The following is a 23550-nucleotide window of genomic DNA, read 5'->3' as shown; positions in this document are numbered from 1 at the left end:
GGGTTTATCTCGCCCCCGCCTTTTGCTAGGGCGGGCACGCCCCCACCCCCCCCCCCCCCCTTCCCACTCGGAGAGCCGTGGCGTCCACGGCACGCAGCACGCACTGACGGACTGCGCAGATGTCGTGCATCGCGTCGAGGTCGAAACGCCGAACCATTCATCGGTACGGGCCGGTGGCTGGCCCATGAGTTTGGGATGATGCGCCGGTCTACGTATCGACACCACCTGACTCGAAGGGACCACCGCGATGGCAAAGGTCATCTCCACGCTGTTCATCTCGGCCGACGGTGTGGCCGAGATCGACCCCGATTGGCACTTTCCCTACTTCGACGAGAACATGGGTCGCGCCGTCAGTGAGGACTATGACACCGCCGACGTGCTGCTCATCGGCCGCGAGACCTACGACAGCTTTGCCGGAGCCTGGCCCGACCGTGAGGCTGCCGGTGGGGAGGACGCACCGTTCGCCAAGCAACTCGGGGATGTGCGCAAGGTCGTCGTCTCGCGTCAGCCGCTGGAATTCTCCTGGCGCAACTCAGAGCTGATCCAGGGTGATCTCCTCGATGCCGTCACCTCGCTCAAGGCCGATGCCGGCGTCCGAGGCGTCCTCATCCCCGGGTCGATCTCGGTGGTACAGCAACTGCTCGCCGCGGGTTTGGTCGACGAGCTGCGCCTGCTGGTGCATCCCGTAGCGGCGCGTAAGGGCCGCAAGCTGTTCGACGAGGGCGATGCGGTGTACCACCTGCGGTTGTTGGCGACGGAGTCGTTTCCGACGGGCGTGATCCGCGCGATCTATTCGCCGAGCGCGGCACCGGCCAAGGTCGGTTACGACGAGGTCAAGGACCAGGTGCCGGGAGGGAACTAGCCCCCTGATCCATCCCACACCCCGGAACGGCTTTTAGTGAGGCTTATCGATATTGACGTCTGACGTCTGCGACGGCAGGATCTCGGCACCACCACCACTGTGATCCCCTCTGGGAGCCGTCATGACCCGTCCCCGCCTGCCCCGCCTGCGGGCAGCCACCCGGTTGGTCGCGCTCGCCGCGGCCACCGCCGGCGTGCTGCTCACCGTCGCCACACCCGCCAGCGCCGCTGTACCCGCCGGCCGCTACGTCTCGTTGGGCGACTCGTACACCTCAGGTCCGTTGATCCCCACCCAGGTCGACCTGAACTGCCTACGGTCCAGCCGCAACTTCCCATCGCTGGTAGCAGCGTCCGCCGGCTCATCGTCGTTCGCCGACGTGAGCTGCTCCGGCGCCACCACGGACGACATCCTCTACGGGGGCAGCGGCGCGTTGGGCATCGCGCTGCCACCGCAGGTCAACGCGGTCACGTCGAACACGTCACTGGTGACGGTGCAGATCGGTGGCAACGACATCGGCTTCTCCGGCATCATCGGCGACTGTGCGGAGGCAAGCCTCAGCAGCCCGCTCGGCTCGCCCTGCAAGAACCGGTACACCGCCGGAGGCATCGACCAGTTGCAGGCGCGGATCGCCGCTGCCGCGCCGAAGGTGACCGCCGTGCTACAGGCGGTCCGCCGGGCCGCGCCGAGCGCGCGGGTCGTGGTGCTCGGGTACCCGGCGATCGTGCCGGACACCGGTTACGGCTGCTGGCCCGTGGTCCCGATCGCCTACCAGGACGTGCCGTACCTGCGTAGCACCGAGAAGTCGCTCAACGCGATGCTGGCCAGCACCGCGACCGCAAACGGCGCCACCTACGCCGACGTCTACACCCCGTCGATCGGCCGCGACGCGTGCAAGAGCAGCGGCACCCGGTGGGTCGAGGGACTGGTGCCACAGAACGCGGCCGCGCCCTTCCACCCGAACGCCCGAGGCGAGCAGGGCATGGCGACCGCGCTGCTCGCCCGGCTGAACAGCTGACCGGGCCCGCAATCGGTTGAGCCGGCCCCGCCGCACAGCGGCGGGGCCGGCTCAACCCCGGGCGCCCCCGCGACTCGCCCAGCCGGGACAGAGACCGGGTGACCACGGTCAGATCCGTGGGGCCGGCGTGTGCGCCGCGTGCAGAATCGGCGAACGGCGATTACCTTGGCGCGCGCCCCGGGCTACTCCCGCACGTCGACCGGCGGAACGACCACACCGTCGTCGTCGCGGTGCACCTCGGCGCCGAGGCAGAGACGCAGTTGCTTGAGATCGGCGAGTCCGGGGTACCGGAACCTTCATGCCGAGTGTGGGGCAACTTGTCGGAGACCGATACCGCCTGGTCGAAAGCATCGCCAGCGGCGGTATGGGCGAAGTCTGGCGGGCGGTCGACGAAATCCTGGACCGCTGCGTGGCCGTCAAGATGCTGCACCCTCGACTGGTCACCGACGCCGACTTCGGTGAGCGGTTCCGCCGGGAGGCGCGCGCGATGGCGGCCCTGCGCCACCCGGGCGTCGCCCAGGTCTACGACTACGGCGAAGTCTCCCAGCCCGGAGCGCCGGTCCTCGCCTACATCGTGATGGAGTGCGTGCAGGGGCAGCCCTTGTCGGAGCGGATCGCCGAAGTCGGCCGGCTGGACACGGCCGAGACGATGTCGGTCGCCGCGCAGACTGCCCGCGCCCTGCAGGCCGCGCATGACGCCGGCGTCGTCCACCGCGACGTCAAACCCAACAATTTGATCATCGAGCCGGACGGGCACGTCGTACTCGTTGATTTCGGCGTTGCCGTCACCCAGGAAGCGTCGAGCCTGACCGCTGCGAACCAGGTGGTCGGCACCGCCCTGTACATGGCACCCGAGCAGGTCTCCAAGAACGAGACCACACCGGCGATCGACATCTACGCGCTGGGTGCCGTCGTCTACCACTGCCTCGCCGGTCGACCCCCGCACCAGGGCGAGAACGCCGTCGCGGTGGCGCTGCGGCACCTCGAAGAGGAACCGCCGCCGCTGTCCGACGACGTCTCGCCAGCGGTGCGGCAGTTGGTGGCCACCGCGATGGCCAAGGAGCCCACCCACCGGTTCCCGACGGCGGCGGCCATGGCAACCGCGGCGCAGACCCTCGCAGACTCGCCTGACCAACTGATGAGGGCCGCTACCGGGCCGCACACCACGCGTCAGGCCGCCCGGCGGTCGGCCCTTGCCGGTGCGATGAGTCGGGCGGTCAACCCTGGACACAGAGCGCTCGCGGTGCTTGTCGGATCGGTGGCCGCCGCGGCCGCAGTCCTGGTGCTCGCTGATCCCACCGGGATGATGCCGGGCCCGACCGGGCGACCGTCGATGCCACCTGCGGTGTCGCCATCGGTGTCGCCGCAGGGAGGACCCGGCCCTGGCGCCGGTGGCGGCGAACCGGGCACCCGCAGTTCGGCGGGTATGCCGGTTCGAGCGCCCGGATCCTCGACCCCGACGGCGACCAGCCCAGCGGGCGAGCAAACGCCAGACGGATCCACGCCGTCAGCCGGGAGCAGTGTGGGTGCACCCGGGCTTACCACGTCGGAAAGCGCCCCTGCGGGGCCGGGGACAGCGCCGACGGGCGGAACGACGACGGCACCGACAGTGGAGCCGACGGAGGAACCAGCGGCGGACCCCACCGAGGAACCGGCGGCGGAGGATCCGGTGGCCGAGGTACCGGCAGCCGGAGGGACCGCGGTGCCGCGGGTCTAGCCGACGGTGACTGCCACGGTCGCCCCTGGCCTCGTGCGGCACCAGCCGTCATGAACGCCGAGGTCGATGGCGGAGCTACCCACCACGTGTGGCGTGGCAGCCGAGGCCACCACGCCACACGTGCGGTATCAGGAGTCCGTCGGGGTCAGCCGGTTCGGCAGGTGACCGTCGGCCAGGTCCAGTTGCCGTTGGCCATGATCGTTACGCCGAAGTTGTTGCCGTTGCCGTTCGGTCGGGCGGTGACGGTTCCGCTCGTGCCGCTGACGGCGGCGTTCCAACTGTTCTGAACGCTCTGGCCGCCACCAAGGCCGAGGCTGACGACCCAGTTGTTGGTGCCGCTGACCGCGACGTTGAGGTTGAACCGGTCGCCCCACTGCTGGCCGGCCGAGAGCGTCGCGTTGCAGTTGCCGCCTCCCGGGTTGCCGGTGGTGGGTGCTGGGGTGGGGTTACCGCCACCGCCACCGCCCTCCCAGACGGTGATGTCGGAGCTGCCGCTGCTCTGGTAGCCCTCGGTGGCGAGGATCTGGTAGCTGTGGTTGCTGCCGAGGTTCAAGCCGGCCCGGGCCCAGGCGTCGAAGTGGTTGGCGGTGGTGATGGTGCCGCTGCTGCGCTTCTGCTGGCGGACGCTCCAGTACTGGTAGAACGTCTGGTTGCCGTCGATCGACGGGGCGTTGACCCGCTGGCTGCGGAGGATGTCGTAGGTGCCGCCGTCAGTGGTGACCGTGCCCATCCGGGTGGCGCCGCTGCTCGGGTTGTAGCTGCCGAAGTTCTCCACCACGTAGTACTCGATGAGCGGGTTGCGCGTCCATCCGTACAGGGCGAGGTAGGTGTTGTTGTTGCCCGGGTTGTAGCTGCCCGAGTAGGTGACCGTCCGTCGGCTGCCGGTGGCCCAACCCTTGCCGCCGACCCAGTTGTTGGTGCTCCTGTCCCAACTGCTGGAGTATCGGCCGTCGGCGCGCAGCGTCATGCTGGCGTTGCCACTGTCCTTCCAGAACGAGAAGAAGTACCCGTTGTGCGTGCCAGTGGTGTTCGAGCTGACCGTCCGATCGGCCTCGGCGTACGCGTTGGTGGCCGTCATCGTGCCCGCGACGGCCAGTACAGCGGCGCAGGTGGCACCGAGGAGCAGCCGCATCCGGCCGCGCCTCCTCGGTTTGGTGGGGATCTGGTCGGTGTCGATCATGTGCTCGCTTCCTCCTCGGGACGGCTGGCGGGAGGCCAGCAGTGCGGCGCGACCCGACAGGCTGTCGGCGGCCAGATGACGGCCACCGGACATCGGCTCGTACCGCGTGGTGGTGGTTGGCCGGTCGTCCTGCACGACGACCGGGGGAGCGTCGCGGTGGATGGCGCTGACGGTAATAGAGCGCCGTCGATGGCGACCGTATTAACCCAGCCGTCAACTTGTCAACAATTTTCGGAAACATTGACGCGGCGGAGTTTCGCCGGCTGGCCTCGCGCAGGAGGTCGTTACTACTGGCCAGTGATCGATCAGGGTCCGGTAAGGATGACAGTGGAGCCTGGGCGAGGGGAGTGCGGTCGAAGTCGGACCGGCCGAAAGTTCCGGAGAGTTTCCGGATCACGCCACGGCTGTCGCGGGGGACCGGGGAGGTAAGCGGTCCCGTGACTCGACCCGTCAGCGACGCCGGCGGGCGTTGAGCCGGGCCGCCTGACGGGTCAGGTGGTCGCGCTCGGCGAGGTTGGGGGCCTTGCGGGCCGCCTCGGCGTACAGCCGCGCCGCCGTTGCCAGGTCTCCGTCGCGCTCATGGAGGTACGCCGCCACCGCCGTGTGGCGGGGCAGTGCGTCGTTCAGTGCCGCGAGGGCCGCGAGGCCGGCGCGCGGTCCGTCGGCCTCGCCGACGGCCACTGCGCGGTTGAGCCGGACGACAGGGTTGTCGGTCAGGCGCCCGAGTTCGTCGTACCACTCGACGATCTGCACCCAGTCGGTCTCCTCGGCGGCGGGCGCGTCGGCGTGGAGTGCCGCGATGGCCGCCTGGGCCTGAAACTCGCCCAACCGGTCGCGGCCGAGGGCCGCCTGGAGGATCTCGACGCCCTCGGCGATCGACGTGGTGTCCCACCGACTGCGGTTTTGCTCGGCGAGCGGCACCAGGCTGCCGTCGGGCGCGGTCCGGGTGGCGCGTCGCGCGTGGTGGAGCAGCATGAGGGCGAGCAGCCCCGCCACCTCGGGATGGTCGATCGCGGCCGCGAGTTGCCGGGTGAGCCGGATGGCTTCGGCGGCGAGGTCGACGTCGCCGGAGTAGCCCTCGTTGAAGACCAGGTAGAGGACGCGCAGCACGGTGGCGACGTCGCCGGGCTGGTCGAATCGCACACCGGAGACGGTGCGCTTGGCCCGGCTGATGCGCTGCGCCATGGTCGCCTCGGGCACCAGGTAGGCCTGGGCGATCTGGCGGGTGGTCAGCCCTCCGACGGCGCGCAGCGTGAGTGCCACCGCGGACGACGGCGTCAGCGACGGGTGGGCGCACAGGAAGTAGAGCTGGAGCGTGTCGTCCACCGTGGGCGCAGGCCCGGGCGCCGGCTCCTCGTCGACCCGGTCCTCACGCAGGCGGCGGGAGGCGTCGGCCCGGGTCGCATCGAGGAACCGGCGCCAGGCCACCGTGACCAGCCAGCCCTTCGGGTCCCGCGGCGGGTCGGCCGGCCAGACGCGGACCGCCTCGACCAGCGCGTCCTGCACGGCGTCCTCGCCCGCCGCGAAGTCGGCTCCGCGGCGGACGAGGATCCCGAGCACGCTCGGCGTGAGGCGCCGGAGCAGAGCCTCGTTCAGCTGAGCGGTCACTCCGTGATGGTGGGTGGCTCGGTCAGGAACGGGCGCAGCTCGAGCCACTCGTGGATCGGCTTGCCGCCCGCTCCGGGAGCGGCCGACAGCTCCCCGGCCAGCTCGACGGCGCGCTCGTAGCTGTCGACGTCGATCACCATCCAGCCTGCGATGAGGTCCTTGGTCTCGGCGAACGGGCCGTCGGTGACCGGCGGGCGTCCCTCGCCGTCGTACCGGACGAACGTCCCCTCGGGGGCGAGCGCCTGACCGTCGACGAACTCGCCGGTGGTCTCGAGCCGGGCCGCGAAGTCGTTCATGTACTGCACGTGCGCCGTGATCTCCTCCGGCGCCCACTGGTTCATGGGCACGTCGTTGACCGCAGCCGGAGCGCCGCGGTAGTGCTTGAGCAGCAGGTACTTGGCCATCGTGGTTCTCCTCGGTGCTGATGCGACCCATCTTGGTCGTCAGGTTCACCTCGGGGACGGAGCCAGTCACCGGTTCTCGACATGGCAGTCGGAATTGTTTTTCCTCTCGCAGGTGAACCTGGGTGAGTCGTCCGCCGCCGCGGTGCACGGTCTCGGGTGAAACTTGATCCGTTCCAGAAAAGTGGGCTAGTGTTCGTCACGTGACGTCCGACTTCGAGACGCAACTGCGGGCCGTCTCGTTGCGCGTGACGCGCCCCCGGTTGGCAGTGCTCACAGCGCTGCGCGACCATCCGCACGTCGGCACCGACGCGGTGATCGCGCTGGTACGGGCGGATCATCCCACGGTCTCCCACCAGGCGGTGTACGACGTGCTGCGTGTGCTCACCGACGCTGGTCTGGTGCGGCGCATCCAGCCTGCCGGTGCGACCGCCCGCTACGAGTCCCGGGTCGCGGACAATCACCACCATGTCGTGTGCCGCTCCTGCGGCGCGATCGCCGACGTCGACTGCGCCGTCGGCCACGCTCCCTGTCTCACCGCCCCGGTCGACCACGGTTTCGTGGTCGACGAGGCGGAGGTCGTCTATTGGGGCACCTGTCCCGACTGCGCGACCGAACGCATGCCCCAGAGATCCGCAAGCTCGGAAGGAAACACATGAGCGACACCCAGGACAATGGCCCCAAGAGTGCGCAGGGCGTGGACCAGAAGGAAGCGGCCGGCTGCCCGGTCGCGCACGACTCGGTGACCGCGCACGGCAGCGAGAGTGAAAACCCGGCGATCGACTCGCCGACCCCGAAGACCGGCGGTCGTCCGCGTACCAACCGGGACTGGTGGCCCAACCAGCTCGACCTCTCGGTGCTGCACGCCCAGTCGCCGAAGGGCAACCCGCTGGGGGTCGACTTCAGCTACGCCCAGGAGTTCGCCAAGCTCGACGTCGAGGCTCTCAAGCGGGACATCACCGAGGTCCTCACCACCTCGCAGGACTGGTGGCCGGCCGACTTCGGCCACTACGGCGGCCTGATGATCCGGATGAGCTGGCACGCGGCCGGCACCTACCGGATCCAGGACGGCCGCGGCGGTGCCGGCGACGGTGGGCAGCGGTTCGCCCCACTCAACAGCTGGCCCGACAACGCCAACCTCGACAAGGCCCGCCGGCTGCTGTGGCCGGTCAAGCAGAAGTACGGCCAGAAGATCTCGTGGGCCGACCTGCTCGTGCTCGCCGGCAACGTCGCCCTGGAGTCGATGGGCTTCAAGACCTTCGGCTTCGGCTTCGGCCGCGAGGACGTCTGGGAGCCCGAGGAGATCTTCTGGGGCCCGGAGGACGCCTGGCTCGGCGACGAGCGCTACGTCTCCGAGCAGGAGATGGCGGCCGACGTCGGGGCGACCGAGATGGGGCTCATCTACGTCAACCCGGAGGGCCCTCGCGGTAACGCGGACCCGCTGGCGGCGGCGCACTTCATCCGTCAGACCTTCGCCCGGATGGCGATGAACGACGAGGAGACCGTCGCCCTCATCGCCGGTGGCCACACCTTCGGCAAGACCCACGGCGCCGGCGTCGCCGACGGCCACGTGGGAGCCGAGCCCGAAGGCGCCCCCCTGGAGGCGCAGGGCCTCGGCTGGCTGAGCACCCACGGCAGTGGCAAGGGCGGTGACACGATCACCAGCGGTCTCGAGGTGACGTGGACCGACGTGCCGACGCAGTGGAGCAACCGCTTCTTCGAGATCCTCTTCGCCCACGAGTGGGAACTCACCACGAGCCCCGGCGGCGCGAAGCAGTGGGTCGCCAAGGACGCCGAGGCGATCATCCCGGACGCCCACGACCCGTCGAAGAAGCACAAGCCGACGATGCTCACGACCGACCTGTCGCTGCGCGTCGACCCGGCGTACGAGAAGATCTCGCGTCGCTTCCTGGAGAACCCCGACCAGTTCGCGCTGGCATTCGCCAAGGCGTGGTACAAGCTGTTGCACCGCGACATGGGTCCGGTCGACCGCTTCCTCGGGCCGTGGGTCCCGGAGGCGCAGCTGTGGCAGGACCCGGTGCCGGCCGTCAACGGCGCACTCGTGGGTGACGCCGACGTTGCCGCCCTCAAGGCGAAGGTTCTGGAGTCCGGCCTCACCACCGCCCAGCTGATTTCCACCGCCTGGGCCTCGGCCGCCAGCTTCCGGTCCACCGACAAGCGCGGTGGCGCCAATGGTGCCCGGCTTCGTCTCGAGCCGCAGCGCAGCTGGGAGGTCAACCAGCCTGAGCAGCTCGCGACGGTCCTGGAGACCCTTGAGGGCATTCAGCGGGACTTCAATTCCGCTGGTGGCGCGGAGATCTCGCTCGCGGACCTCATCGTGCTGGCCGGCTCGGCCGCCGTCGAGAAGGCAGCGCGCGACGCTGGCGTCGAGGTGACCGTGCCGTTCCGCGCGGGCCGCACCGACGCCACTCAGGAGCAGACGGACGTCGAGTCCTTCCGGGTCCTCGAGCCGCGCGCCGACGCGTTCCGTAACTACCTGCGTCCCGGCGAGAAGACCCAGCCGGAGGTGCTGCTCATCGACCGCGCGTACATGCTCAACCTGACCGCGCCCGAGATGACCGTCCTCATCGGCGGCCTGCGCTCCCTCGGCGCCAACACCGGCGGTACGCGGCACGGCGTCCTCACCGACCAGCCGGGCGTGCTCACCAATGACTTCTTCGCCAACCTGCTCTCCCCGGGCACCCGGTGGAAGGCGTCGGAGTCCGACGAGCACGTGTACGAGATCCGCGACCTGGCCACCGATGAGGTGAAGTGGACCGCCACCGCGGTCGACCTCATCTTCGGCTCCAACTCGCAGCTGCGAGCCCTCGCGGAGGTCTACGCCAGCCAGGACGCCCGCGACAAGTTCGTGAACGACTTCGTGGCAGCCTGGACCAAGGTCATGGAACTCGACCGGTTCGACCTCGTCTGACCGCTCCACCCGACGAGCCCCGGTCAATCCACCAGCGATTGACCGGGGCTCGTCGGCCATTTGCACGTCCATGAGCAGGTACGCCCTGGCCGCGGGTGCCTTCCGGGCGCCCCTGGCGAACTGATACCCCCCGGGGTATGGTTGGACGCAGGAGGTGTCGATGAAACTTCGGCCGGAGATGACGTCGGATGCGCTGACCAGGCTCAAGCGGGCACGCGGGCAGCTCAACGCGGTCATCGAGATGATGGAGAGCGGTCAGGACTGCCGCGAGGCGCTGACCCAGCTTGCCGCGGTGTCGAAGGCGATCGACCGGGCGGGTTTCAAGATCATTGCTTCGGGGATGCGGCACTGTGGGGCCGCGCGCGAACGTGGCGAGGAGCCGGAGATGACCGAGGAGGAACTCGAGAAGCTCTTCCTGGCCCTCGCCTGAGGCGCTCCGAGTCGTGTCCGGTCGCGCCATGTCCCGGTCGAGTCGTGTCCGGTCGGGCGGTGATCGACTCCATGTCGCCGATGTGGGGGTATCCGGCGTCAGGGATACCCCAATGTCGGCGACACGGAGTTGATCAAGCGGCGAGGGTTGGTCCTTGGTGGGAAATGCGGCGGACCTGCGCCTCGATTCAGGCCCAGCGGTGGCTGTCCGATGGCACCGCCCGGGCCGCAGCGCGCCGCTGCGCTGCTAGCCGGCCGTTACGGCTATCACCGCGACGAGTTGCACTCGTCAGCGATGGCGTGGGCGGGTAACGGCGCGTAGGTGAAGAACAAGACAGCAGTATGTCATTTGCATACCCCCCGGGGTATCGGGGAAGGAGTAGGGCATGACAGTTGAGGTTTCCGTCGTCGCGACGTCCTCGCTCGGTGATCGCAGCTACCTCGCGTCGGACGGCCGGGTGGCGATCGTGGTCGACCCCCAGCGCGATATCGATCGGATCATGTACCTCGCGGGCGAAAAGGGCGTCCGCATCACCCACGTCGTGGAAACGCACATCCACAACGACTACGTCTCGGGAGGGTTGGAGCTCGCCCGGATCACCGGTGCCCACTACCTGGTGGCAGCGGCCGACGAGGTCGGATTCGAGCGGACGCCGGTCTCCGACGGCGACCAGGTGGCCGTCTCCGACTCGCTGCGGCTGCGGGTGATCGCCACGCCGGGGCACACCTTCCACCACCTGTCGTACGTCCTTGACGTCGCCACCGGCGCCGGCTGGGAGGCAACCGGTGTCTTCACCGGCGGTTCGCTGCTGTTCGGCACGACGGGCCGGACGGACCTGCTGGGCAAGCAGCACGCCCACGAGCTGGCCCACCACCAGCACACCTCGGCGAAACGGCTGGCGGATCTGCTGCCCGACGGGGCCGAGGTGTGGCCGACGCACGGGTTCGGCAGCTTCTGCTCGGCCAGCCAGTCGGACGCCCCCGAGTCGACGATCGGCCGGGAGAGGGAGAAGAACCAGGTCCTGAGGCTGGCGGCGGACGACTTCGTCACCGAGACCCTCGCCGGTCTCGACGCCTACCCGGCGTACTACGCCCACATGGGCGTGCAGAACTTGGCCGGACCGGCCCCGGTCGACCTCACCCCGGTGACCCGCGCCGACGCCGCCGAACTGCGCGAGCGGATGGCCGACGGGCAGTGGGTGGTGGACCTACGGCACCGCAAGGCGTACGCCGCCTCGCACCTGGCCGGCACGGTCAGCCTCGGCCTGGACGGCCCGATGGCGACCTGGCTCGGCTGGCTGATCGAGTGGGGGGTGCCGATCACCCTGCTCGCCGAGACCCCGCAGCAGGTCGCCGACGCTCAACGCGAACTGGTCCGCATCGGTATCGACCGCCCGGCCGCGCAGGCCACCGGCGAAGCCGAGCAGTGGGCGGCTGATCCCGGTCAGCTGCGGGAACTGCGGATGTCGGACTTCGCGGCCCTCGCGGCGGCCCGGGAGGGCCACGTCCCTGCCGGTCTGCCTTGCGCGGACGTGGTCCTCGACGTGCGGATGACCAACGAGTGGCGGACCAGCCACATCGACGGCGCCGTGCACATCCCGCTGCCCGACCTGCCCCAGCGGCTGGCCGACGTACCGGACGGGGCCGTCTGGGTGCACTGCGGTTCCGGCTACCGGGCCACCGCCGCCGCCTCCCTGCTGGCGAACGCCGGCCGCGAGGTGGTCGTGGTCGACGACACGTTCGACCGGGCAAAGGCCGCCGGCCTGGAAATGGTCACCGCCGCCTGACCTGAACAGTCCGAACCACCGGCCGGCGCCACCCGGTGCCGGCCGGCACCCCCCTGCCATGACATCTGGCAACTTATCCGTGAAAGAGGAGAAATGAGTACGTCCGAGACCACCCGCCCCGCCACGCTCGACGCCGTCAGTCTTCGCGAGTTGATCGACTCCGGCCACGCGCCACGCGTGCTGGACGTGCGTACCCCGGCGGAGTTTGAGACGTCGCACATCCCCGGCTCCTACAACGTGCCGCTCGACCTCCTCAAGGAGCACCGTGAAGAGCTGCGCAACCACCTGGACGAGGACGTCGTGCTGGTCTGTCGCTCCGGTGCCCGCGCCACTCAGGCCGAGCAGACCCTGGCTGGCGTCGGCCTGCCGAACCTGACGGTCCTCGACGGCGGCATCATGGCCTGGCAGGCGGCCAACGCGCCGATCAAGCGGGGCGCGTCCCGGTGGGACCTCGAACGTCAGGTCCGCCTCGTGGCCGGCTCGATCGTGCTGGTCAGCGTTCTCGGCTCGGTGTTCGTGCCGCAGCTCAAGTGGGTGGCCGGGTTCATCGGCGCCGGTCTCACCTTCGCCGCCGTCACCAACACCTGCGCCATGGGGATGATGCTCGGCAAACTGCCGTACAACCGGGGCGCCAGCTGTGACCTGGACACCATCGTCGGCCAGTTGCGCGAAAGCGCCGCGGAGCGGGCATGACCGCGACCCTGGCGCTGACCATCGGGCTGGCCGTGCTGATCGGGGTCAGCCTCGGGCTGCTGGGCGGCGGCGGATCGATTCTGGCCGTGCCGCTGCTGGTCTACGTCGCTGACCTGCCCGCGAAAGAGGCCATCGCGACCTCGCTGCTCGTCGTCGGCGCCACCAGCGCGGTGGGCGTCATTCCGCACGCCCGCGCCCATCGGGTGCGCTGGCGCACCGGCCTGATCTTCGGCTTCGCCGGCATGACCGGCGCCTACGCCGGCGGCCGTCTGGCCGAGTTCATCCCGGCCGGATTCCTGCTCACCGGGTTCGCCGTGATGATGCTCGCCACCGCGGTCGCGATGATCCGCGGGAGGCGCAACGCCGAAGGCAGGGCAGTGCCGCACGAACTGCCGGTGCTACGGGTGATCCTCGACGGTGTGGTGGTCGGACTGGTGACCGGCCTGGTCGGCGCGGGCGGTGGCTTCCTGGTGGTGCCCGCCCTGGCGCTACTCGGTGGCCTGCCGATGCCGGTCGCGGTCGGCACCTCGCTGGTGGTCATCGCCATGAAGTCCATCGCTGGCCTGGCCGGCTACCTGTCCAGTGTGCACATCAACTGGGGCCTCGCGGCAGCGGTCACCGTCGCCGCCATCGCGGGCAGCTTCGCCGGTGGGCGGCTCGCCGGTCGGATCCCGGCGGACATCCTGCGCAAGGTGTTCGGTTGGTTCGTCGTGGCGATGGGCGTCTTCGTCCTCGGCCAGCAACTGCCCGATGACCTGCGGACCAACCCGCTGCTCTGGGTCGGCGTCGGCGTCGCCGCCGCGATCTCCGTCGTGCTCACCATGCTGAAGGGCCGGAGGAAGGCGCAGACGTCACCACCGTCCACCTCGATGTCATCCGGATGACATTCCATGGGTAACGATTCCCACTGATGGATTTTTTGTCTGAGTGATCAGCTGGCGGACGGGCCTGTTCGTGGCAAGGTGTTGATCTGCCCGGGCGGCGGGCGCGGACCTAGTCACGCAGGGAGTCATCGTGGCCCATCCCGACCTGCAGGCCGAGGAAGTGGACCAGGACGCTGGAAGTCCTGCGATTCCCCGGCAGCGGGGTGAGAGCGTTCCGGTGGGGCGGGTGCTTCCCGCGCGGCCGGCCGGACCGAGCGCCGCTGGACCAGGCGTCGACTGGCGTCCGCTGCGGATCGCGATGATCGGCCAGAAGGGGATGCCGGCGACCTACGGCGGGATCGAACGGCACGTGGAGGAGATGGCCAGTCGACTGGCCACCTACGGGCACGAGGTCACGGTCTACTGCCGCAAGAGCTACGGCGACACGCCAGCCAACGCCTACCGGGGTGTGCGGCTGCGCCAGGTCCGCACGATCGCGAGCAAGCACCTCGACGCCATCGTCCACGCGGCCGCCTCGACGATGGCGGCGATGACCGACCAGCCGGACATCGTGCACTACCACGGGCTCGGGCCGAGCCTGGTCGCCCCGATGCCGCGTTGGTTCTCCCGGGCACGGGTGGTCCTGACCGTGCACGGCATGGACAACCAGCGAGACAAGTGGGGGCTCGCCGCGCGCACGGTGCTGGGGAGCGCCCACTGGCTGAGCGGGTACATCCCGCACCAGCGGGTCACGGTCTCCCGTGGGCTCGCCGCCCACTACGAGACCCGGTTCGGCCGGCCCACGACCTACATTCCGAACGGTGTGAACCCGGTCGAACCGGTGCTGACCCGTCAGATCGAGGCCCGGTTCGGGCTGACCCCCGGCGGTTACCTGCTGCTCGTCGGCCGGCTGGTTCCGGAGAAGGCGGCCGACCTGCTGATCCGGGCCTTCCGCCGGACCGACACCAAAATGCGGCTGGCGATCGTCGGGGGGTCGTCGTTCACCGACGACTTCGTGGACAGGCTGCGCCGTGAGGCCGAAGGGGACGATCGGATCGTCTTCACCGGGTTCGCCTACGGCGACCTGCTCGCCGAGCTGTATGCCAGCGCCGCCGGCTTCGTCCAGCCGTCCCGCTTGGAAGGACTGCCGTTGACGTTGCTGGAGGCGGCCGCGTACGGGCTGCCGGTGGTCGCGAGCGACATTGCGCCGCACGTCGAGGTGCTGGAGTCCGATGCCCCTGGAGGGCGGTTGTTCCGCGACGGCGACGAGGACGACCTGGTCCGGGTGTTGACGGCTCTGCTCGCCAACCTGGCGGGTGAACGGGCCGGTGCCGTGGCGCTGGGCGACCGGGTGACCGGGATATACAGCTGGGACACCGCTGCCCGCGAGTTGGAGCGGCTCTATCTCAGCATGGTCCCGGTGCCTGGCCGACGGGCCAGAGCACGACCCGCGCCGGGCACCGACTGACCGTGCGGGTCGCTCGCCGGTGGAGCATCGTCAGCCTGGCGGAGGACGGACCAGTCGGTGCAACGGCCCCTTCTGCCGTCGAGGTGACAGGGCTAGATTGAACCGATCTTGTGCCGGGGGGACATCGGTTGGCCGCGCCCGGCAGCGGCCGGGCAGCGTCGATTCGGTTCAGTGGGATCAGTGGAACAACACACGCAGCAGGTGGTCGATGCGGGACGGTCCGAGGATGCGAGACCGTCGGGCGACAGGACTGTGCCCGTGAGCAGGTGGCTCACCGGGCCCCGCCTCCTCACCGGCGGTGCGGCGCTGGCCGCCGCGGTCGTGGCGGTGGTCGCGGGAGTCGCGATGGCGGCCGGTGACCGTAAGGGCATGGTGTTGCCACTCGCCGCGGTCGCGGGCATCGCGGTGGCCGTCCTCGCGCTGACCCGTTTCGCCGGGTACGTGTTGCTGATGCTCGCGGTCCGCTCCTGCGTCGACCTGTTCAAGCTCACCGGCCCGAGCGCCGGCCAGGCCGACTCCGCCGGAGCGGCGAGGGCGATGGACCCCTCCACCCTGCTCGCGGTGCTCTTCCTCCTCGCCGCCGGGCTCTGGCTGGCCGCACAACTCAGTCGGCACGGGCGGCTGCGCGGTTCCCCGCTGAGCTGGGCCATGCTGCTCGTCGGCGCCAGCAGCGTGGTCAGCGCCCTCGGGGCGACCCGGCCGGCGAACAGTCTCTTGGAGGCGTTGCGGATCCTCACCGTGGTGGTGATGTTCGTGGTGCTGGAACAGCTCATGCCGGACACTGCGGCGATCCGTCGGGTGCTGCTCGCCTGCTACGCCTCGTTGGTGCTGGCGGTCGGCTACACCGTCGTCCTGTCGCTGCTCGGCAGCCCGCCGGCCGAGGTGAAGGGCGACTTCACCCGGATCAGCGGCACGTTCAGCCAGTCGACCACGTTCGGCCGCTACCTGATGTTCATGGTGATCTTCGGGTTCGCGGTGTACCGCTTCCTGGGTCGCCGGTTGCGGGTGTCACTCGGCGTGCTGCTCGCGCTCTCGCTGCTGTTCCTGCTGCTCACCAACACCCGTAGTGCCCTGCTCGGCGCGGCGATCGGCCTGGTCGTGGTCGCGGTGCTGCACCGCAGCAAGCGGATGCTGGTCACCCTCTGCCTGGTGGCCGTCGCCGGGGTGGCGCTGGTGCCCGCCGTCGGCGAGCGGTTCGCCCAACTCGGCACCTCGCGCGAGGTCGGCGGCGACCCGACCGGAAACACCCTGGCGTGGCGGATCGGTTACTGGACCGAGATCGTCACGCTGGCCGACCGTAACCCGGTGACCGGTATCGGGCCGAACATGACCCAGCGCGAGACCGACGAGGCGAAGAAGCCGCACAACGACTTCCTGCGGGCGTACGTCGAGACGGGGTTGCTCGGGCTCGGCGCGTACCTGATGATGCTCTTCGCCTTTCTCTACACCGCGCGGACCGCGCTGCGCCGGGCGCCTCCGGGCAGCTTCGAGCGTGGCGTCGCGGTCGGCTTCGCCGGCTGTGCCGCCGCGTTCGTGGCGGTCAGCGCAGCCTCCAACGTCATTTCCAACGTGGTTACGCTCTGGTATTTCGTCGCGTTCGCCGCGGCGGCCAGTGCGATCGCCCGCCAGCCGGCTGCGAACCTGCCCGGCGAGCAGCCGCGAAGCACGCCTGTCCCGGTTTGAGTGAACGACAGCATTGGGGAGAAAGTGGAGATCGTCGACTACCTGCGGGTCGCCCGGCGGCGGCTGTGGGTGCTCGTGGGGGTGCCGGTGCTCGCCACCGGCGCCGCGGCCGGCATCGTCCTGTTCGCACCACAGCAGTTCAGCGGCACCGCGTACGTGGCGGCGCCGGCGCTGGTGGGTGGTGCGGCCGGGACGCAGTACACCGGTACGCAGGCGGCGAACCAGTTCGTCGCGGCCTTCGGCGCGGCGGTCACCTCGCCCCGGGTCCTCGCCGACGTGGCCAGTGACACCGGGGTGACGCCGGAGCGGTTGCGCGACGGCCTCGCCATCACCCAGGTCGGTGCGAGCAGCCAACTGGAGGTGACGTACACCGCCCGTGACCAGGCGAAGGTCGCGCCGGTCCTCACCGCGACCACCACCCGGGCACTGGCCTTCCTGTTCTCCTCCCAGGTCGGAATCGCCACCGGTGAGGTCGAGGCGGCCAACGCCGATGTCACCGCGGCCACCAAGTCGATCGGTGAGTGGGAGAAGGCGAACAAGGTCTCCCAGCCGGACCGGATCTACCAGGCGACGCTGGGCGAGCTGACCAGCTTGCGGCAGCAGCAGCTCTCCATGCAGGCGGTCGGCAACGGCCGGGGCGCCGACGCGGCGGCCGCCGCGATCACCGCAGCCCAGAAGAAGCTCGACGACCTGGGGCCGAAGCTCCCCGACTACCAGGCCCTGCTCGCCCAGCGAGATGCAGCGACCAATGCGTTGTCCCAGGCGCGCGAGGGGTTGCAGGCCGCTCGTGCGCAGGCCCAGGCCGCCGATCCGAAGCAGGTGACCAGCATCGGCGAGGCGCACGAGGTGAGCCGGCTGACGGAGCTGGTGCGTACCGTCCTGCCGGTGGGCGGGGCCGGTCTGCTGCTGGGGGTGCTGCTGGTGGGCGTCCTCGAACTGTTCTCGCGGGGTCGTGCCGCCGCGCGCCCGACCACCGCGCCGGCCGTCTCCTCGTCCGGCGAGCCGTCGGTGCCGGCGGAGTCCGTGACCGCGGCGAGGCCGTGACCATCCGGGAACGGGCCGCCGGGTGCGCGGCGAGCTGACCGGCCGGTCGCCGACCGCGCCGGAGGCCGGCGATCAGCAGGTACGCGGCATGGCGCGCGGCGGCATGCTGAACCTGGCGAGCGCGGTGTTCAGCCAGGTGGCGCTCTTCCTGGTCATGTTGTTGCTGGCCCGGGTGCTGGGTCTACGGGAGGTCGGCCGGTACGCCCAGGTCTACGCCGTGCTGTCGCTGCTCGGGCTGCTCTCGCTCTCCGGTTTCCGGGCTGGGCTGACCCGCTTCGTGGCGGTGCATCTCGCCGACGACGAGCCGGCCGCGCTCCGGGGCGCGATCCGGCTCGGGATCGGCATCTCGGCCGTGGCGTCCACTGTGATCGCGGTCGGTCTGGCGGTCGGCGCACCGTGGCTCGCCGAGGCCCTGCACGATCCGCACCTCACCACCGGGCTGCGGTTGGTCGCGCTGTGCCTGCCCGCCGCGACCATCTGCGAGGCCGCGCTCGCGGCCACCCGGGGTTGGCGCACGCAGCGGGCCTACGCGCTGATCGGCCAGGTCTACGAGCCGGCCGCGCGGCTGGTGCTCACCGCGCTGGCGCTCGCGGTCGGGGCGGGCCTGACCGGCGCGTTCTGGGCTCTGGTGGTGGCGAGTTGGAGCGCCGCCACGTTCGCTCTCGTGGCGCTCGCCCGGATGGTGCGCCGGGTGCCCGCCGCCCGGCCCGCGTACCGCCCGGGCGAGCTGTTCCGCTTCTCCACGGTCAGTTGGGTCTCCTCGCTCTCCTCCACCGGGCTGATCTGGGTGGACGCGTTGCTGCTCGGGTTCTTCGACTACGGCGCCGATGCGATCGGCGTCTACCACGTGGCGACGCGGCTGGTCACGATCGCGGTGTTCGTGCTCGCGCCGGTCAACGCGTCGTTCGGCCCGCATCTGGCGCATCTCTACCACCAGGGCCGGCTGGACGAGGTACGCCGGATCTACCAGGTCGCCACCGGGTGGGTGGTCCGACTGTCGCTCCCGGCCTTCGTGGCGTTGCTGGTCTTCCCGGAGCAGTTGCTGCGTCTGATCGGCGGGCCCGGCCTGGCCGCCGGTGCGACGGTGACGATCGTGCTGGCCCTCGGTCAGCTCGTCAACGCGGCGACCGGGCCCTGCGGGACGCTGCTGAACATGTCGGGCCGGGTCTCGGTCAACATGGTCGACAACCTCGCCGCCCTGGTGCTCAACATCCTGCTCAACCTCTGGCTCATCCCGGCACACGGGATCCTCGGTGCGGCGGTGGCCTGGGCGGTCTCGTTGGCCGCGGTGAACGTCGCCCGGGTCTGGCAGGTGCGCGCGCAGGTGCACACCGTGCCGGTGACGGCCGGCATGGTCAAGGGGCTGGTCGCGGCGCTGGTCGCGCTGGCCGTCGGGTTCGGTGTGCGGTGGCTCGTCGAGGACTGGATCGCGCAGCTCACGGTCGGTCTGGCCGCGATCGTGGCCGTCTACCTTGCCGCGGTGCTCGCCCTTGGGCTCAGTCGGGAGGACGTCATGGTGTTGCGGTCGGTGACCCGTCGAGGCGGTCGACGCGCCGCCGTCCCCGACTCCGGTCCCGCCGTTGGTGCGGGTGCGGGCACGGGCCACACCGGAGCCGGCTCATGACCGGCGTCGCTCGGCGCCAGGTCACCGACCGGCTGCGCCGGGGGGTACGCGCCGCGCGGGCGTGGGGACGCGCGGCGAGGCCGGGGGAGCCCGGCCCGCTTCCCGACTTCCTGGTGATCGGCGGGCAGCGCTGCGGCACCACCTCGCTGTACCACCACCTCGCCGCGCATCCCCGGGTACGGGTGGCCACCGGCAAGGAGTTGCAGTACTTCAGCGTCCACCACGGTCGGGGTACGCGCTGGTACCGGGGGCATTTCCCGCGCCTCGCCCCGGACGAGCGCACGTTCGAGGCGAGCCCCTACTACCTGTTCCATCCGAGCGTGCCGTCCCGGGTCGCGGCGACCCTGCCGGAGGCCCGCTTCGTCGCACTGTTGCGCGACCCGGTGCAGCGGGCGTACTCGCACTACCTGCACACCCGCTCGTACGGGGCGGAGCCGCTCTCCTTCGCCGACGCGCTCGACGCGGAGGAGGACCGGCTGGCACGGGCGATGCGCGGCGGGCCGGACACCCGTGCCGCCCACTCGGCGTTACGCAACCACTCGTACGCCGCCCGGGGCCGTTACGCCGAGCAGTTGGAACGCTGGTTCGCGCACGTTCCCCGGGAGCGGATCCACGTCACCCGGACCGAAGACCTGAACGTCGACCCGGCGGGCACGTACGGCGAGATTCTGAGCTTCCTCGACCTGCCGGCCTTCACACCCGAGGCGTTCACCCGGCACACGCGTCGCGTCGATGACGGCACCTCCCAGCTCACCCCGGATCTGCGGGACCGCCTGACCGAGCACTTCAAGCCCCACAACGCCCGCCTGGCCGCTCTGCTCGGCTGGCCCGACCCGTGGCCCGCCCGTTAGCCGACCTCGGCGAGTATCCGGTCCACCGGCTGGTCGGCGCGGAGCAGGGCGGGGACGTCGGTCACGGTGGTGCCGCCACCGGCCGCGCGGAGTGGACCACCCAGCGCCCCGGTCCGCCCGCCCGGTGCCGCCGGCACGGTCACCGGCGTGTTCGACGCCGACCAGAGCACCAGTGTGCTCGATCCGCCGCGGACGAACGCGACCCCGTTCACCTTGCCGGCCACCGAGGCGGGCAACGGGGTGACGGTGGCGTCCCGGGCCGCGTCGGCCAGGCTCGCCAACATCTTTCCGGCCTCGCGTTCGGTGCCGTCCGGGTCGAGCAGGCCGTAGCGGACCTCGCTGCCGGCCGCGTTGTTCGGGTTGTACGCCAACGGCAACCAACTGATCTCGCCGATCCCGCCGGCGGCCAGCAGGGTGACCGTCTTGACCATCTCAGCGGCCCGGCTGGCCGGGTCACCGTCACCGTCGCGCCAGAACTGGCCGACCTCCCACGCCTGGATCGGGGCACCGGCCGGCGTCGTCGCCCGAAGGTAGTCCAGCAGCGGCGCCACCCCGCTGAAGTGCTCGTAGAAATGCACCTGCCGGACGTCGACCGTGCGGTCGGCCAACAGGGACTGGGTCGCGGCCAGGAAACGCAGACTGCGGCTGTTGGTCTCGGTGCCGAGCGCCTTGCGGAGCTGCGCCTCGCCGGTCACCGCCGGAATCTGCTGCCCTCTGGTGCCGACGCGTCGCTGGAAGTACGCCTGGTAGGCGGCGACCGCCTCGGGCGCCCGACCGGCACGCAGCAGCCGGTCGGCGACACCCATGCCGTACGCGACGCTGCTGATGCCGGAATCGACCACTCTGGCCTGCGGGTCGGTCGCGCGGATCGTCTCGGCCGCCGCCTTGACCAGCCGCACGTAGTCCTCGGGACTGCCGGCCCAGTAACTCGGCGCGTTGACCTCGTTCTCGATCGCGTACTCCCGCACCCCGTAGGGGCCGTAGCGCTGGACCACCGAGCGGACGAACCGTTGGTACGCGCCGAGGTCGGTGGGCATCGCGGACTCGGTCTTGTTCGCCGCGCCTCGGGTGTACCGCGCGGTGCCACCGGTCGCCCAGCACACCCCGGTACGGATCTTCAGGTGCAGGGTGATGCCCAGTTCCCGGCTGCGGGAGGCGATCTCGTCCAACCCGGCCCAGTCCACCTGCCCCGAGGTCCGTTCGATCTCGCACCAGGAGATCTCCTCGTACGTCGCCGAACCGGCGATCCGGCGCAGGTACGGCGCGAACTGCTGGTACCGCGACCAGTCCCAGTGCGCGCCGAACGGGTTGCTCACCCCGTCGACGGTGCGCCCTGGTGCGGCGTCACCGGGTGCCGCCGTACCGGATGGGGTGCCGGCGCCCGGCGGGGCCGCCGGGGGATCGTCACCGTCGGCGGTGCAGCCGGCGGTGACGACGAGCGTGGCGGCGAGTGCGGCGGCGAGTGCGGCGGCGAACGCGCGCAGCCGGTGGACGCGGTTCATCGGTAGCCGAGGGCGCGCAGGGTCGGACCGGAGAAGACCCAGACCAACAGGCGGAGGAACGGGTCGAGTTCGCGGCGGTGGGTGCCCACCCGCGAGCCGTAGATCGGCGCGGTGACGCTCGCCGCCGCCCGCCGTTTCTCCGCCTCGGTGGTGTATTTCTGGGCCACGTCGTGCTGCTTGCTGTCGTAGTCGAGGATGCCGTCCTCCCACGGCTCGCCGAGGAACTCGAAGAGGCCGCGCATCGCCTTCTCCGGTTCGGTGACCGCCTGCTCGTACCGCAGCTCGTAGTAGCGGTCCGTTGGCAGGGTGGCGCCCACCGCCCGGGCGGCCCGGATGTAGCGCGGCCACTTCACCACGCACTTGACAGCGGACCAGTAGCCGAACCGTTTGCGGTGCGAGACCACCACGTCGCGCCCGTCCCGGATCAGGTGCACGATCTGGGCGTCCGGAAAGACCTCGGTGACGAAGTCGAGCGACATGGCGTACAGCGGGGTCTTGTCGGCCCACCGGGTCTTGCCCCGCGCGGCGGCGTAGTCGGCGTGGACGCCGCCGAAGAAGTCGCGGATCCGGCGTAGCCAGTCCTCGCGCGGGAAGCCGAAGCGGGCCAGCCGTTCCCAGTCCCGCCCGACGATCCGTTGCAGGTCGGGCAGGAACCTGGTCTCGGGGCCGCAGCTGATGTTCGAGTGCGAGTCCAGGACGAGACGCACCATGGTGGTTCCGGACCGCTGACACCCGACCAGGAAGATCGGCGCGGTACGGGTTTCGGGTTCAGCCACGGTCGGCCACCTCGTGGTCGGATCGGGCGTCGGCGACGGGGCGTGCGTCGGCGGCGGGGCGTGCGAGCCGGTCGGTCAGCTCGTCGCAGAGGGCCCGGACGCGCGGGTCGATCGGCAGTGGTTGGTAGCCCGCGGCGCCGGCAGCGTGGGACTGGCGCGGGGCGATGTGCGCGTGCAGCCGGGGATGGTAGGGGAAGCCGAGGAAGGCGCAGAGTCGCCGGACCTGTGCCGCAGGCTCCGCGACCAGTGTGTCGTAGCGGCAGAGCAGCACGTCGGCCCGCTGGTCCAGGCCGAGCTGGAAGAAGAGCGAGTTGCGGACGTACCAGAAGAGCGCCGCGCCGCTGTGCGGGTCCAACCGGTGCGGGTCGTGGCCCCGGATCAGCTCCATGGTGTCGGCGTCGAGCCGCTGACCCTGCCACCGCCGGCCGATGGTGCCGTCGGCGATCGCCTGCAGCGCCCGCAGGTTGGCGTCACCGAACTTGGCGACCTCGGAGCGGGCCCGGTCGTCGACGTCGCGGTAGACCCAGAGCGCGCGTCCGGGAACCAGCCCGGGCAGAGCCAGCAACTCGTCCACGCGGTGGCTCTCGCAGAGCGGCTTGACCAGGACGTACGCGTGCCGGCTGCGCTGGACCGTCGCGGTCAGCACCTCATCCGGGCGGAGCTGGAAGCGGTGGAAGAGGGTGCGGTCGTTCTCGTTGCGAACCTCGACCTCGGGGGCCGAGTCCAGTCCTCGGACCAGCATGTTCGTGCCTGACCGTTGCAGGCCGACCAGGTAGACCGGCACCGCCGAGCCGGGTGCTCGGCCGGCCCGCCGTCTGAAGCGTCGCTTCGCCAGGGCGGTGCCGATCCGGTCGACGGGGTTGAGGCGGTCCTCCTCGATCAGCCGTCCGATCCCCTCGGTCCGGGCCCAGCGCAGATGCCGCCTCACCCGCCGGGCGGTGTACGCGAGCGTGGAGACCTCGTCGTCGGCTGCCACGGGTCCTCCTCGTTCGGGCACCGGTCCTGCCCCACCGAGAGCGGGTGCGACCGGCGGAGCCAGGCTATCGGGAGATCATGGCGGGAGGCCAGGCTGCGGGCCGCACGGGCATGCGAAGATCAACCGTTCAGGCACATGC

At 70.5% G+C, this 23550-nt stretch carries 20 protein-coding genes; 14 read left to right on the top strand and 6 right to left on the bottom strand.

Annotated features, from left to right (window positions below):
* The first annotated feature begins 247 nt into the window (after positions 1–247).
* The 3 genes from ABZS37_RS26065 (at position 248) to ABZS37_RS26055 (ending at position 3594) form a co-directional block, all read left to right on the top strand.
* Complete coding sequence (locus tag ABZS37_RS26065) at positions 248–862, top strand: dihydrofolate reductase family protein (protein WP_355173083.1); 615 nt, start codon at positions 248–250, stop codon at positions 860–862.
* 121 nt (positions 863–983) lie between these two features.
* The gene (locus tag ABZS37_RS26060; protein WP_355173081.1) at positions 984–1877 is read left to right on the top strand and encodes an SGNH/GDSL hydrolase family protein; all 894 of its coding nucleotides are present in this window, start codon (positions 984–986) and stop codon (positions 1875–1877) included.
* A gap of 298 nt (positions 1878–2175) precedes the next feature.
* On the top strand, positions 2176–3594 hold the full coding sequence (locus tag ABZS37_RS26055; protein ID WP_355173079.1) for a serine/threonine-protein kinase: 1419 nt from the start codon (positions 2176–2178) through the stop codon (positions 3592–3594).
* A gap of 145 nt (positions 3595–3739) precedes the next feature.
* Here the strand turns inward: ABZS37_RS26055 and ABZS37_RS26050 are convergent, their stop codons facing one another.
* The 3 genes from ABZS37_RS26050 to ABZS37_RS26040 all read right to left on the bottom strand — a co-directional run bounded on the left by ABZS37_RS26050 (position 3740) and on the right by ABZS37_RS26040 (position 6786).
* Entirely contained in the window at positions 3740–4774 is a 1035-nt protein-coding gene (locus tag ABZS37_RS26050) for a glycoside hydrolase family 11 protein (protein WP_355173087.1), read from the bottom strand.
* Between the two features lie 450 nt (positions 4775–5224).
* Positions 5225–6370, bottom strand: coding sequence for a DUF6596 domain-containing protein (locus ABZS37_RS26045; RefSeq protein ID WP_355173085.1), 1146 nt, complete (start codon positions 6368–6370; stop codon positions 5225–5227).
* Between the two features lie 8 nt (positions 6371–6378).
* A complete protein-coding gene (locus ABZS37_RS26040; RefSeq protein ID WP_355173077.1) occupies positions 6379–6786 on the bottom strand; it encodes a YciI family protein in 408 nt (135 codons plus the stop codon).
* Positions 6787–6986: 200 nt separating this feature from the next.
* On the opposite strand from ABZS37_RS26040, the gene ABZS37_RS26035 reads away from it, so the two are divergent.
* The 11 genes from ABZS37_RS26035 to ABZS37_RS25985 all read left to right on the top strand — a co-directional run bounded on the left by ABZS37_RS26035 (position 6987) and on the right by ABZS37_RS25985 (position 20157).
* Positions 6987–7442: a Fur family transcriptional regulator gene (locus ABZS37_RS26035; protein WP_355173075.1), complete on the top strand. Its 456-nt coding sequence runs from the start codon at positions 6987–6989 to the stop codon at positions 7440–7442.
* Positions 7439–9715, top strand: coding sequence for a catalase/peroxidase HPI (gene katG / locus ABZS37_RS26030; RefSeq protein ID WP_355173073.1), 2277 nt, complete (start codon positions 7439–7441; stop codon positions 9713–9715). The genes ABZS37_RS26035 and katG overlap by 4 nt, the downstream gene beginning before the upstream one ends.
* A gap of 160 nt (positions 9716–9875) precedes the next feature.
* Complete coding sequence (locus ABZS37_RS26025) at positions 9876–10145, top strand: metal-sensitive transcriptional regulator (protein WP_091406954.1); 270 nt, start codon at positions 9876–9878, stop codon at positions 10143–10145.
* Between the two features lie 385 nt (positions 10146–10530).
* On the top strand, positions 10531–11931 hold the full coding sequence (locus tag ABZS37_RS26020) for an MBL fold metallo-hydrolase (protein WP_355173071.1): 1401 nt from the start codon (positions 10531–10533) through the stop codon (positions 11929–11931).
* A 93-nt stretch (positions 11932–12024) separates the two neighbouring features.
* Entirely contained in the window at positions 12025–12624 is a 600-nt protein-coding gene (locus ABZS37_RS26015) for a rhodanese-like domain-containing protein (protein ID WP_355173069.1), read from the top strand.
* The gene (locus ABZS37_RS26010) at positions 12621–13508 is read left to right on the top strand and encodes a sulfite exporter TauE/SafE family protein (protein WP_355173067.1); all 888 of its coding nucleotides are present in this window, start codon (positions 12621–12623) and stop codon (positions 13506–13508) included. The genes ABZS37_RS26015 and ABZS37_RS26010 overlap by 4 nt, the downstream gene beginning before the upstream one ends.
* Positions 13509–13638: 130 nt before the next feature.
* The gene (locus ABZS37_RS26005) at positions 13639–14955 is read left to right on the top strand and encodes a glycosyltransferase family 4 protein (protein WP_355173065.1); all 1317 of its coding nucleotides are present in this window, start codon (positions 13639–13641) and stop codon (positions 14953–14955) included.
* 258 nt (positions 14956–15213) lie between these two features.
* On the top strand, positions 15214–16638 hold the full coding sequence (locus tag ABZS37_RS26000; protein ID WP_355173063.1) for an O-antigen ligase family protein: 1425 nt from the start codon (positions 15214–15216) through the stop codon (positions 16636–16638).
* On the top strand, positions 16639–17682 hold the full coding sequence (locus ABZS37_RS25995) for a Wzz/FepE/Etk N-terminal domain-containing protein (RefSeq protein ID WP_355173061.1): 1044 nt from the start codon (positions 16639–16641) through the stop codon (positions 17680–17682). It begins immediately after the preceding gene.
* Positions 17683–17704: 22 nt separating this feature from the next.
* On the top strand, positions 17705–19306 hold the full coding sequence (locus ABZS37_RS25990) for a flippase (protein ID WP_355173059.1): 1602 nt from the start codon (positions 17705–17707) through the stop codon (positions 19304–19306).
* The gene (locus ABZS37_RS25985; protein WP_355173057.1) at positions 19303–20157 is read left to right on the top strand and encodes a sulfotransferase; all 855 of its coding nucleotides are present in this window, start codon (positions 19303–19305) and stop codon (positions 20155–20157) included. Before ABZS37_RS25990 ends, ABZS37_RS25985 begins: the two co-directional genes overlap by 4 nt.
* Here the strand turns inward: ABZS37_RS25985 and ABZS37_RS25980 are convergent.
* Genes ABZS37_RS25980 through ABZS37_RS25970 form a run of 3 tightly spaced genes read right to left on the bottom strand, consistent with a single transcriptional unit; the run spans position 20154 to position 23411 of the window.
* A complete protein-coding gene (locus tag ABZS37_RS25980; RefSeq protein WP_355173055.1) occupies positions 20154–21659 on the bottom strand; it encodes a hypothetical protein in 1506 nt (501 codons plus the stop codon). The genes ABZS37_RS25985 and ABZS37_RS25980 overlap by 4 nt on opposite strands.
* Positions 21656–22435, bottom strand: coding sequence for a sulfotransferase (locus ABZS37_RS25975; protein ID WP_355173053.1), 780 nt, complete (start codon positions 22433–22435; stop codon positions 21656–21658). The genes ABZS37_RS25980 and ABZS37_RS25975 overlap by 4 nt, the downstream gene beginning before the upstream one ends.
* A complete protein-coding gene (locus tag ABZS37_RS25970) occupies positions 22428–23411 on the bottom strand; it encodes a hypothetical protein (protein ID WP_355173051.1) in 984 nt (327 codons plus the stop codon). Before ABZS37_RS25970 ends, ABZS37_RS25975 begins: the two co-directional genes overlap by 8 nt.
* Positions 23412–23550: the final 139 nt, after the last annotated feature.

The organism is Micromonospora sp. NPDC005413, assembly GCF_040606435.1.
Taxonomy (GTDB): Bacteria; Actinomycetota; Actinomycetes; order Mycobacteriales; family Micromonosporaceae; genus Micromonospora.
The sequence above is the reverse complement of the archived record's forward strand: the minus strand, read 5'-3'. Positions and strand labels throughout refer to the sequence as shown.